10 protein-coding genes and 1 pseudogene are annotated in these 11,656 nt (G+C 58.7%); 7 read left to right on the forward strand and 4 right to left on the reverse strand.

What is annotated here, in order from left to right:
* Positions 1-549 precede the first annotated feature (549 nt).
* Positions 550-1,023 (forward strand): PRC-barrel domain-containing protein, encoded by a 474-nt coding sequence (locus FSO04_RS43485; RefSeq protein WP_154567514.1) that lies wholly within the window; start codon positions 550-552, stop codon positions 1,021-1,023.
* A 401-nt stretch (positions 1,024-1,424) separates the two neighbouring features.
* On the opposite strand, the gene FSO04_RS43490 is transcribed toward FSO04_RS43485, so the two are convergent.
* Positions 1,425-1,700 carry a GlsB/YeaQ/YmgE family stress response membrane protein gene (locus FSO04_RS43490; protein WP_154567498.1) on the reverse strand — a complete coding sequence of 92 codons (276 nt, stop codon included), beginning with the start codon at positions 1,698-1,700 and terminating at the stop codon, positions 1,425-1,427.
* A gap of 29 nt (positions 1,701-1,729) precedes the next feature.
* The gene (locus tag FSO04_RS43495; protein ID WP_154567515.1) at positions 1,730-2,047 is read right to left on the reverse strand and encodes an ElaB/YgaM/YqjD family protein; all 318 of its coding nucleotides are present in this window, start codon (positions 2,045-2,047) and stop codon (positions 1,730-1,732) included.
* 824 nt (positions 2,048-2,871) lie between these two features.
* Here FSO04_RS43495 and FSO04_RS43500 point away from each other — a divergent pair.
* The 3 genes from FSO04_RS43500 to FSO04_RS43510 all read left to right on the forward strand — a co-directional run bounded on the left by FSO04_RS43500 (position 2,872) and on the right by FSO04_RS43510 (position 4,498).
* Positions 2,872-3,093 (forward strand): hypothetical protein, encoded by a 222-nt coding sequence (locus FSO04_RS43500; protein ID WP_154567516.1) that lies wholly within the window; start codon positions 2,872-2,874, stop codon positions 3,091-3,093.
* A gap of 51 nt (positions 3,094-3,144) precedes the next feature.
* Complete coding sequence (locus tag FSO04_RS48090) at positions 3,145-3,669, forward strand: PRC-barrel domain-containing protein (protein ID WP_233465427.1); 525 nt, start codon at positions 3,145-3,147, stop codon at positions 3,667-3,669.
* A 562-nt stretch (positions 3,670-4,231) separates the two neighbouring features.
* The gene (locus FSO04_RS43510) at positions 4,232-4,498 is read left to right on the forward strand and encodes a hypothetical protein (RefSeq protein WP_154567517.1); all 267 of its coding nucleotides are present in this window, start codon (positions 4,232-4,234) and stop codon (positions 4,496-4,498) included.
* 382 nt (positions 4,499-4,880) lie between these two features.
* On the opposite strand, the gene FSO04_RS46990 is transcribed toward FSO04_RS43510, so the two are convergent.
* Positions 4,881-5,036 carry a hypothetical protein gene (locus FSO04_RS46990; RefSeq protein WP_174825350.1) on the reverse strand — a complete coding sequence of 52 codons (156 nt, stop codon included), beginning with the start codon at positions 5,034-5,036 and terminating at the stop codon, positions 4,881-4,883.
* A gap of 282 nt (positions 5,037-5,318) precedes the next feature.
* Positions 5,319-6,796, reverse strand: a pseudogene (gene ltrA, locus FSO04_RS43520) (group II intron reverse transcriptase/maturase).
* 643 nt (positions 6,797-7,439) lie between these two features.
* Between ltrA and FSO04_RS43525 the strand changes: the two are divergent.
* From FSO04_RS43525 to FSO04_RS43535, 3 genes are read left to right on the forward strand one after another with little or no spacing between them, the layout of a single operon-like run.
* A complete protein-coding gene (locus FSO04_RS43525; RefSeq protein ID WP_154567518.1) occupies positions 7,440-7,799 on the forward strand; it encodes a HigA family addiction module antitoxin in 360 nt (119 codons plus the stop codon).
* 25 nt (positions 7,800-7,824) lie between these two features.
* The gene (locus tag FSO04_RS43530) at positions 7,825-9,312 is read left to right on the forward strand and encodes an ATPase domain-containing protein (RefSeq protein WP_154567519.1); all 1,488 of its coding nucleotides are present in this window, start codon (positions 7,825-7,827) and stop codon (positions 9,310-9,312) included.
* Complete coding sequence (locus FSO04_RS43535; protein WP_154567520.1) at positions 9,299-11,362, forward strand: hybrid sensor histidine kinase/response regulator; 2,064 nt, start codon at positions 9,299-9,301, stop codon at positions 11,360-11,362. The genes FSO04_RS43530 and FSO04_RS43535 overlap by 14 nt, the downstream gene beginning before the upstream one ends.
* The last annotated feature ends 294 nt before the right edge of the window (positions 11,363-11,656 follow it).

Consider the following 11,656-nt stretch of genomic DNA (forward strand, 5'->3'; position numbering starts at 1 on the left):
GCGTCGTGGTCGTGACAGGCGACCCGCCGCCCGACCGTGGACAACCCGCGATTCAACCTTATCGGGAGGTGCCACACCGCATTAGACTCAACTGCAAATCTATCCGTCGAACCGGGTCAACCTCAAACTTTAGTCGTCACCAAACCTCTCCGTTCTTTCCCCACTCGGACAGGAATGGGAACAATGCAACGTTCTTCAGGCGTTGCTGCCGTTACCTCAGCATCCGAGTCTCCATAAGCGAAAGTTGTCGCAATCGGTGCTATGCCTCGGCGATATTCGAGCGGAATGAGAGCATCCCGCTTACTGCGCGATATCCAAAACGGGGACTGCTTGTAAAAACTCCTGCCCTAAAGCTTGTCGCCAATTTTAATAACCGGACCGTCCGACCTTTGCGGCCGCCGCAGTGCGAGGGACAAGCCAGTCCTTTGAACCCGTGCCTTGAGGGACGGGCTCGGGTTATCTTGAAAGCGAGGGAAGCAGGCCTGCGGCCGACGGCTCGGGAACACCGCTTGCGCACCACTGGAGTACCTTTTTCGAAGGAGGTGAATCATGGGCTCAATCAATCCGCAAGGTGGCACCCGACGCGGAGCTGACATCGTCGGTGGTGGTATGGGTGAAGGACCGGGGCCGGACATCATGGCCGCAGCAACGCTCGATGGGGACAAGGTCATGTCCTCTGATGGCGAACACGTGGGGAAAATCTCAGACATCATGCTCGACGTCAGGAACGGACGCATCGCCTATGCAGTACTTTCTGAGGGAGGTTTCCTCGGAATGGGTTCTAACCTACATGCCATTCCATGGAGCGCACTGACTCTCGATACGGACGAGAAGTGCTTCGTCGTCGACATCACGGCACAGCGCCTCAAGGACGACCCGGGCTTTGACAAGGACCACTGGCCGACGATGGCGGATGCGAAGTGGGGAGAGTTGACGTATAGCTACTACAACCGGCAGCCGTATTGGTCAGCGACCCATGAAGTGGTGGAAAGCGACCCCAGCATCAGGCCCAACGAGCACTGAAAAAACAACGGGTAAGCCGCGCCACGCGGACGGCTAGTCTGTCGCTCTAGTCCCTACGTCACTGCGACACACTGCGGTGGCGTAGGCGCGTGGCTCCAGCGACCAGACGCGCGCGAATTGCCGGTGAGCTCGCCACCCGGTGCATTACTTCGGTCGGAAATCCTTTCGTCGAGCGTAGTCTCAGTCGATGGTTACCAACAGTTCTCCTTTCCGTCGCGAATTCGATGCTTGCTGACCATCCCACACAGGAAAGAAGATCAAAGCCGTGGCGAAGCAAAGCCTTGGCGGATTGAGGTCAGCGTACGCTGACTGCGCAGCCGGGCGCGGAGCCAGTAGGTGAGGACCGGCGAAAAGGCATTCTCGAAATTGAAACGTAACGCGCCTCGGCTGAATTGAATGCTTTAAAGTGGCCGCGCCCGACCTCGGCTGAAAAGTCGCAGGACAGCGAGCAGGATAACCGCGCCAATCAGCGCCGTAATCAGTGAGCCGATTATGCCGCTTCCCAGGTGCAGACCCAGCGCCCCGCCAAGCCAACCTCCTATGAAGGCTCCGACAATTCCCACGATGATGTCGACCACAATGCCGAAGCCGCCGCCGTCGACGATACGACCCGCCAGGGCGCCAGCGATGCCACCGATAATCAGCCAAAAAATAATTCCATGCGAGACTGGGTCCATATTTCTTCTCCTATAGAGCTAAATCCGCGTTAGCGGCGAGCGAGCATTCCGATGATAAGTCCGCCGATGAGTGCCATGGTGACCGCTTTCCACGGAGCCTCATGAACGTAATCGTCGGTCGATTCAGAGACGACACGGTACTTCTTCTTGACCACCTCCTGTGCACCAGCAATCTTGTCCTTCACGTCGGACAGCGTGCGGGCGCCGGTTGCTCGGTCTCCGTCGTCGCCGCTGGACTTCGCTGTAGAGCCGTTGCCCTGTTGAGATGACCCGGCGGAACTGGGTGGGTCGGACGCGACGGGCGAGGACCCGGCTGCCGGGGCGGTGGGTTGATGCGACTCGGTCATTTGAACCTCCATATTTTCGTTTGAATGGTCCAAGGGTTGAGCAAGTGGCGTGCCCCACAGAGAACTTGTACGCGAGTAGAGGTCGTCATCAGTGGCGCTCGCGGCGACTCGGCCTCGCGACGTTTCCGGGCGCATGCTTCGGACGACGGTCGAGATGCGCGCTATTCCCGCAGAAGGACTGCTATCAGCCCTGCTTGCCACAAGCCTCAGTGCACATGGTTCCAGCGACCAGGAGCACGCGAAGGACGAGAAAGTTGGAATCGAACAGCCTCGCTCCATCCCAGCAGAGAAAAATCGTGGATGAAAAGTTGAAACATGGGGATGGGACAGCGGCTGCGATACACCCGATACACCTTTGTGATTTGCAAGCGAGCCGCGAGGAGCCGCGACCAAGGACGTCGGAGTCGACGCTCAGAACGAAGTCATTCTCGAAAACAGCGTGGAATGACCTAATGTTATAGATCGGCGCACCTATCCCCGGACAGCATCCGCACCCAGGTACGAACTGCATCGCCGAAAGCAGTCTTTACAATCGAGCCGTTTCCTCCGCCGACGCGGCCGTTTCTGAAATGGCCGTTGCTGTCAGGAACTAATACCAACTCGCGAAGGAGGTATCAACGCATAGGCTACACGCAATCACTAGCGCGATAGATTCGTGAACACGCCAGAAGACGTTTCGCTACTAGTCAGTTTGACTCCCGTGAGGCAAAGGCTGGCCTGCCGTGAGGAATTACGGCGGGTCAGCATTGCTGCCAGAGCCGCATGGTGTTGACACCGGGAGTCATATCAGCTCATCACTATGGAGGCGCATATGGCGCAATACCTTGCTCACGAACAAGATCATCGACATTCAGGATAACTGGGTCAGATTGCGACGCAAAAAGCGCACGACGGCGCGGACTATCTGGCTGCTTGCGACAAGCCGGTTGAGACAGCGCGAAAAAACGGCGTGGACCAAGGATGTTATCGATCGGATCGAGCGGCTGCCGGACCACAACTCTGATAGTTCCGCAGCAGTCTCGAAAGAAGTCTCACGGATCCAATGACCCATTGCACTTTGACCGGCCCGGTGTGCCAATCCAATATGGATGTTCATCATGACCACAATTCACGAACCACGTGCAGGCGCAGGCATTGTCGAGAAGGGGCGTGAAACCGCGGAAGGCCCCGGCCCCGAAGTGATGGCGACCAGCACGCTCGACGGAAACAAGGTGCTCAGCACCGAGGGCGATGATATCGGCAAGCTGAAAGACATCATGCTTGACGTACGTTCCGGCAGGATCGCCTGTGGCGTGCTTACCAGCGGCAGTTTTCTCGGCAGCGGCGACAAGTTGCGGGCGATTCCGCTCCATCCCAGGCGCATCATCTACCTTGATGTCAGTAGATATCATCGAGGTAAAGGGGAAACGTTGCAGAGCATTCAATCCTTTGCCGCGCCGGCTTCATCCATGCTCGATGCCAGGCAGCCGCGCCAGGGCCGCGCCGCCTTCGCGCATCATTGCATCGTGGTTCCATTGGAAAACCGGTCGCAACAACGGCACCAACGCATTCATCCATGCGCAGGTCGTATGCACGCACCAGTCATAGCGGACCACGGTAAAGCAGAAGCGAAAAGAAGCTGATCGGCAGGATATCTCCATTCGCGAATGCTCCGACAGTGCTGTTCGAAACGATGCTGATGAAGAACGGCCCTTCCGCCAAGATTTTCCGAAGGCTTCAATGTCGTCGAAAGGTGGCCGCTCGGCATGTTAGTCTGCAGCGGCTGTCATGCAGCGGGTGCAGCGATCCCCATCCTCGCTTCGCCTCGCTCTTTGCGATTGCGCCCTTAAGTTTGCCTTAAGCTCGCTCGGGCGATTTCAGGCAATAATGCGCGCCTCGCGTCATGCCAGACCTCAGACAGGTCCAGCACTGCTGCAAGGTCTGACCTATGCGCCACCTCCTCTCACGTTCTAGCTCACTCGGACGCTAGACCTTTTCAAGCCGGCTTCGCGCCGGCCTTTTTTTGCGCTGAGTGCCCCCAACAACGTGTCCCAAGGTCACGGTGCATCAGGTTTTCCCTAATCTTAAGTTTTCGTTCAGTGCCCCGGCGTAAATTAGGTGCGGACTGCAGTCCCGCTCGGCGAAATTTTTAAGCGCCCGTAAATGCTGCGATGTGTCTACGACTAATAAAAACAGAGAGACCAGATGTCACGTGCAAAAACTGACGGCCGCGCCATGGCGAAGGCTCGCGCATCTTACGTGCTTGAACTGGCGCGAGGGTGCTCATACATCAGCAGTGCGCTTACCCCGGACACGCTCAAGCGGACCAGCGCCGAAGTACTCGGAGAGTTTCGCGAACTGTACGGGGATCGGGAACTCGGCGTGTTTCGAAAACTGCTTGCTGAGGACCTGCAGCGACGCGACAAACAGGACGCCGCCTCGGCCGTGGTTGACTTCAAATTCGTCGGCTAGTTGGCATGGCTGAGCTTCGGCGTTCCGTACCGGCTTGTAGCCACTACAAGGGCTTAATTCCCGGCACACGCTGGAGAACCGGCTTTCAATGACTCGCCCGGTCTCGCGCGGATTTCGCCCGAAACTCGGTACGTCCGACATGGATTACGCTGAACGACTGCAGCGGACTCGTTGATCAGCCATCCGGCGGGGCCGCACGCTTGTCTCTTCATGACCAAAAGTGTGGAAGAATATTTTTGGCCGGCAACTCCTTCCATTAGCGGCAATCCTAAGGCGGCCGAAAATGCTGATCAAGGACATCCGCAAGCTTCCAAACCGGACACGGCCTTTTACACAGGCCGTCAAAGCCCATCCGCTTCATATTGGTCGGTGACTCGTCAGGTCAGATGTTAGTCATCTCGACCATGACGACACCGCTAAAGGCTGTATCGCTGGCAGCATCCCGAACAAACCGGAAGTCGTCCGCCTTACACAGACGCGTGTCGATCAGTACCTCGCGAGGCTTCCAATGCTCAAGCAACAGCTCCAGCTTTTCCATCGTCGATGTGGCTACTGCGACAATGCGCTTGTGCGTTGATCCCGGCGCAGCGCCATCGCAGTCTGGAAGCCATTCTCTCCGGCATTGAAATATCCATGACGATGACGTGTAGGCGCCAGTCGGTTCCGATGCGGACTGCCTCCGCTCCGCCGAATGCGAGGCGGCACACCATGGCCAACTAAACAGCGACAATCACCTCGGCCGACCGGATCGCGGTAGGAATGCCCATTACTGGGCACCCCCCGCACAGATCCCGGCGTGCCCAATTCGAGCACCGGGCTCCTACCTCGGGTGTTTGACGGCGAAACGCCGGTCGGGCCACGGATGAAGGATTCGAGGTGGTGGAAGCCAGGCATCCGCGAGCCGGGTCATCCGTTCCCAAGTCATGGCGTCCTTCTGACTACGCCGCCGGAGCGTGCGCCGCCATAGATCGGTGACGTGGTAGCGGAATGCACCAAGTGCCCGCGAGTTCGTAGGTACCGCGTGGTATGCGAAGTACCCGCGAACCACCTGCCTGAGCCAATGCCCTTGTTCAGGGATCGGTTCATGCATGCGCTTTCGCAACTGCTCCTTGATCTCCCTGAGCTTCGTTCGCATGCGATCGCCGCGGGTCTTCCGCTTTAGCTGGAAAGCACCACGACGAGATTTCCCGCAAATGAATATGAAGCCCAGGAACGTAAAGGTCTCCGGTTTGCCAAGGCCGCGTCGCTTTCGAGTGGCCGCTGCATAGCGGCCAAATTCCAGCAGCCGGGTCTTCTCCGGATGGAGCGCAAGCGAGAACTCCTCCAACCTCAAACGCATCGCTTCCCAGAAGCGCCGCGCGTCAGCTTCGTGCTCGAAGCCGACAACGATGTCATCCGCGTACCGCAGGATGATGATGTTGCCTTTGGCTTCCCCCGTCGCCACCGATTGGCCCAGAGATCGAAGACGTAGTGCAGGTACACATTCGCGAGCAGCGGTGAAACCACTGATCCCTGGGGCGTACCTGTATCACTGACGCTCAGCTCTCCGTCCTCCAGAACGCCCGCCTTGAGCCACTTGCGCACAAGGCGAATGATGCGTTCGTCACCGATCCTGTGCTCCAGAAATCGGACCAGCCATTTCTGGCTAACCGAGTCGAAGAAGCTCTTGAGATCGGCGTCTAAAATCCAGTTCACCGGGGTGCTTGTGATGGCTGTCGCCAACGCGTCCAGCGCATCGTGCTGGCTGCGTCCGGGCCGGAACCCGTACGAGAATCCGAGGAAGTCTTCCTCGTAAACCGCGTTTAGCACTTCAACCACCGCGCGCTGGACGATCTTGTCTTCCAGTGCGGCAATCCCCAGCGGGCGCTGCTTGCCATCCGGCTTCGGTATGTACTGTCGCCGTACGGGCAATGCCCGGTACGCTCCGCTCTGGACTCGCGCATGCAAGGATTGAAGATGCTCCTCCAGTCCCGCCTCGTAATCCCGCCACCTCAGGCCGTCCACTCCGGGTGCCGCATTGCGTTTGATCGCAAAGAACGACTCCCTGAGCCGGTCGACCGTGACATGGTGCAGAAGCGCGGTGAACCGCTCCTTCTTCCGTTGCCTTGCAGCCTGCCGTACACGTTCCAGCCCCTGTGACACGCTTGCCCGGTTCTGCGCCCGGCACGTGTGTAGCTGACCCGTGTTCCCCTTGGTCCCCGCCCTTGGCTCCGCCCACTCCGCAGCCGGTTTCCCGGCGTTGTTCGCAGGCTTCGTCGCTACTACGGCGGAGTCTGACTTCTCCCGTCCGTTCATCATCGGCTACGGCTCCTCGCCTTCCCGACGCGGACCAGTCCGGTGATGCGACTGGCCAGACGAGAGATCTCCCGGTTCCCGCGCAAGAAGCGTCCGTGCATGCCAGGGTCTTCGACCACGCCGGGTCGTCGGAGCGCTCGCGTTTGCGCACCCCTCCGTGTTGCCTTCCGCTTCTTGGACAGCGTCGGCACCCAGGATAGCAATCCTATCGTGGCTCAATGGCTGGCCCGCACGTTCCCCTACCGACGCTTCGCCGACATCCTCACGGATACCTGCGCACGGCTCGGGGCCGATGTGGCTCGCTATTCCTTCATCGTAGTGGACTTGCACCACTTACTCCTTGCCGGTCTCCCGGCGCACCCAAGATGTTTGTCGGTAAGCCGGACGTCCTGCTTGACGCTGTCCACCCGACCGGTTGAAAGAACGGCAGCATGACGCGTCCCAGATAGGCTCATCTGCTTGACTGTCGATTCGGCACAATCTGGTAATCAGCGCGACGAACGCTTTTCTGCCGGCCGAATGCGGACTTCCGGGGCCTCGTGTGTCCGGTTTTGCAGATTGACGGTGACGCATGGATAGCTCGCCAGTTACGGCAAAACGTTGTGATATTCTGAGCAGAGTGTCACACGAGGGTTTACAGCGCGATATGAAAGCCGCGGTCGCGAAAGGGTCGTCACGCCTTGTCGAAACACCCCACCCGGGTAGGCTCCTGCGCGACCATGTTTTACCCGGCTTGACGCTTTCGGTGAGCCAGGCCGCTCGTGATCTCGGAATTTCGCGCCAAACGTTGCACCGAATCCTCGACGGCAGCACTGCGATCACCCCGGAGATGGCCACGCGCCTCGGGGCGCTCGCCGGCTTACCCCCCGTCTTCTGGCTGCGTATTCAGTGCGAGTACGACCTCCAGCGAGCTCACGTTTCGCTAGCGGACGCTCTGCGCCGAATTCCAAGACGCACCCTACCCCACAAAATCATGAAGGAACTGGGAGCGCTCGATGGACGCTGAGACAGGAATCACAGGCACGAGACCCATGGCCCGAACCGGCGTGCCGGGTTTAGACGACGTTCTGACCGGAGGCCTGACGCAAGGAAATCTTTTCCTGCTCGAAGGCGAACCTGGGACCGGAAAAACCACTATCGCTCTGCGTTTCCTGCTGGCGGGCGCGGAGGCCGGCGAGCAAGGTCTTTACATCACGTTGTCCGAAACAGAACAGGAACTGCGCAACGGTGCAGCTTCTCACGGCTGGAGTCTGAACGATAAAATCGAGGTGTTCGAGGTCGTGCCGCCGGAAAGCCTGCTTGACGCCGACCAGCAGCAAAGCCTGTTGTATTCCTCCGACCTCGAACTTGGAGAGACCACCAAACTGATTCTGGGCGCTTTCGAACGGGTGAAACCAAAGCGCGTGGTCCTCGATAGTTTGTCGGAAATACGTCTGCTCGCTCAAAGCTCGTTGCGATATCGTCGCCAGGTTCTCGCATTCAAGCATTACTTTTCGCGCCATGGTGCGACGGTCCTGCTGCTCGATGATCTGACCTCGGACGCCGCGGATAAAACCGTTCATAGCGTCGCCCACGGTGTTATCAAGCTTGAAGAGCTCGCGCCTGACTACGGAGCCGAGCGACGCAGGCTCAGAGTCGCGAAGTACCGCGGCCACTTGATTCGCGGCGGTTATCACGACTTCTCGATCAAGAAGGGCGGCATTTCAGTGTTCCCGCGCCTCGTCGCGTCAGAATATCGGACGAAGTTCGAGCGCCGGCAGATAGCCAGCGGTGTCGCCGAACTGGACGCACTGCTTGGCGGTGGCGTGGAGAAAGGGTCCAGCACGCTGGTTCTTGGACCAGCCGGCACAGGCAAGAGCACCTTCGTGCTCCAGTTTCTTGCCGCAGCGGTCGCACGAGGTGAGAAAGCGGCGCTATTCGTCTTTGACGAGGAACTCGGCCTGCTGTTTAACCGAACCCTCTCAATGGGTTTTGATCTGGAAGCGATGCGCGACGCGGGCAACCTCCTTATCGAGCAGGTTGATGCCGCGGAACTGTCTCCTGGTGAGTTCGCTCATCGTGTACGTGCGCGCGTCGACCATGCGCAGGCAAAAACCGTGGTCATCGACAGCCTGAACGGCTACCAGGCTGCGATGCCCCAGGAAAACGCGCTGGTGCTGCATATTCATGAGTTACTCCAATATCTGAACAGGCAAGGCGCGACAACCTTTCTGACCGTGGCGCAGCACGGCCTGGTCGGCGATATGAAGGCGCCGGTGGATGTGACTTATCTCGCGGATACAGTCATCCTGCTGCGTTATTTCGAGGCCTTGGGCCGGGTGCGACGCGCGGTCTCCATCATCAAGAAACGCACCGGCCACCACGAAGAATCCATCCGGGAGTTTCGCATCGGCCAGACCGGCCTGATCCTTGGCGCACCTCTGGACGATTTTCAGGGGGTGCTGCGCGGCGTGCCGACTTTTGTCGGCAATACCGGACCGCTGCTGACCCCGGGTGCAACCGGCAATGAACCCGACTGACCGCAACCTCTGCCCAGCATTGGTGTTCACGCCAGCAGGGCGGGACGCCTCCGTCGCGCTTGCCCTTCTGCGAGAAGCGCGAGCGGAAGCGATTGTATGCCCAGACCTTGTGCGTTTCTCTGCCATGCTGAGCGACGAGATCAGTTGCGCGGTCGTAACCGAAGAGGCGCTGCGCGGCGGTGACCTCCGTGCGCTAGCGGCTTGGGTTGCAGCACAACCCCCATGGTCGGATTTCCCGTTCATCGTGCTGACCCAGCGTCGGGGCACGCCGGATGGAGATACACGACTCGCTGAGCTATCGACGATGCTCGGGAACGTGACCTTTCTCGAGCGTCCGTTTCACCCAACGACATTTATCAGCGTGGTGGGCACCGCATTGCGCGGCCGGTTTCGACAGTTTGAGGCCCGGTCCCGCATTGAAGAGTTACATGAGGGCGAGGCGCGCCTGCACACCGCGCTCACTGCTGGCCAACTGGGTTCGTGGGAGTTGGATCTCCTGACCTCCGGCCTTATCACGTCGGCCACCTGCAAGGCCGTCTTCGGACGTGTACAGAACGCGGATTTCTCGTATGGGCAACTCGTCGCGAGCATCCATCCCGACGATCGTGACCAGGTGCGGAACGCCATGGGCGAGAGCTACGAAACAGGCTGCGATTTCGCGATTGAATGCCGCACCGTCTGGCCCGATGCAACCCTGCATTGGGCTGAACTTCGGGCCCGATTGGTACGCGACGGGTCACGGAGCGAAATGCGGCTTGTCGGCGTGGCATCCGATGTCACCGTACGCAAAACCGCTGAAGACAGCCTGCGTCGTCTCAACGAGACGCTTGAAGCGAAGGTTGCCGAGCGGACCGCGGAACTCGAACGTGCCCACCAGGTTGCCCTGGATGAGATCCGGCAACGTGAGCGCACAGAAGAACTTCTGCGCCAGGTTCAAAAAATGGAGATGATGGGTCAGATCACCGGAGGTGTGGCCCACGACTTCAACAACCTGCTGATGGCGGTGATGGGCAATCTTGAACTGTTGCGCAAGCAGATTCCGGACGATCTGAAGACGGGGCGTTTGATCGACGGCGCCCTTAAGGGGACCCAACGGGGCGCCGCTCTGACGCAACGTCTTCTGGCATTCGCACGGCAACAGGACCTCAGGATTGAACCGACGCACCTCTCTCATCTGATTCGCGGGATAACTGATTTGCTGGAACGGTCGATCGGATCGCAGATAGAACTCAGACTCGACCTACCTGAAGCGTTGCCGCTTACCTTGGTGGACGCTAACCAGATCGAACTCGCGTTGCTCAATCTTGTCGTCAACGCCCGCGACGCGATGCCAGACGGCGGCACATTATTGATTAGCATTGACGTGGCCAAATCGGCCGGGCGAGACGAGCTTGCAGCCGGTGACTACTTGCGTGTCACCGTTAGCGACACGGGAAAAGGCATGGACGCAGCGACGCTCGCGAAGGCGACGGAGCCCTTCTTTACGACCAAGGAACTCGGTAAGGGAACTGGGCTGGGCCTTTCGATGATTCACGGACTTGCGTTGCAATTGAACGGTTCACTACGGCTGGAAAGTGAACTGGGTCGTGGCACCCGGGCAACATTATGGCTTCCCGTTACGTCACACGATCCGATTGCGCCATCGCTGGCAGAACCCAAGCCTCAAGACAGCGCTATCGATTCGGTACATGCCACCATCCTCGTTGTAGATGACGACGCCTTGGTTGCAACAAGCACGGCGTGCCTGCTTGAGGACTTAGGGCACGAGGTCATTGAAGCGGACTCCGGCGCAAATGCACTCGAAGTACTGAAGAACGGGCAGAAGGTGGATCTCCTCATTACCGACTACTCGATGCCAAAGATGACCGGAGTGCAGTTGGCCATCGCTGCACGTGAATTGCGACCGAACCTCCCGATTCTCCTCGCCACGGGCTATGCCGATCTACCCCCAGGGACAAGCGTGGACATCCCAAGACTGCGCAAACCGTATCAACAGCATCAGCTCGTTGTAGAGATAGCCCGGGCTCTACAACACGTTCGCTCTGGCTAGCTTCTTTGCGGACCTGATGGACTCGCTTGCCCTGAGGGTCGAGAAATAGAAGCCGGGAGCGACTGCGTCCCTTTTATCTACGCCTATCGCTTGTCGATTGTTGACGATCGTCGCTGTAGTTAGGAATCTCAATTAGTGACCGAGTGGGCGTCTTCTGGCAGAACCTAAGAGACGGTTTCAAAAAGACTTGAAGGGGCTGTTAACTTCATGGACATGCTGTTAACCTTGGTCGTCGTGACGACGGAGTCAAGGGGATGGGCAAGCCAATAATTGACGACGAATTGTGGAAGCGAA

This window comes from Paraburkholderia madseniana (genome assembly GCF_009690905.1).
Lineage (GTDB): Bacteria > Pseudomonadota > Gammaproteobacteria > Burkholderiales > Burkholderiaceae > Paraburkholderia > Paraburkholderia madseniana.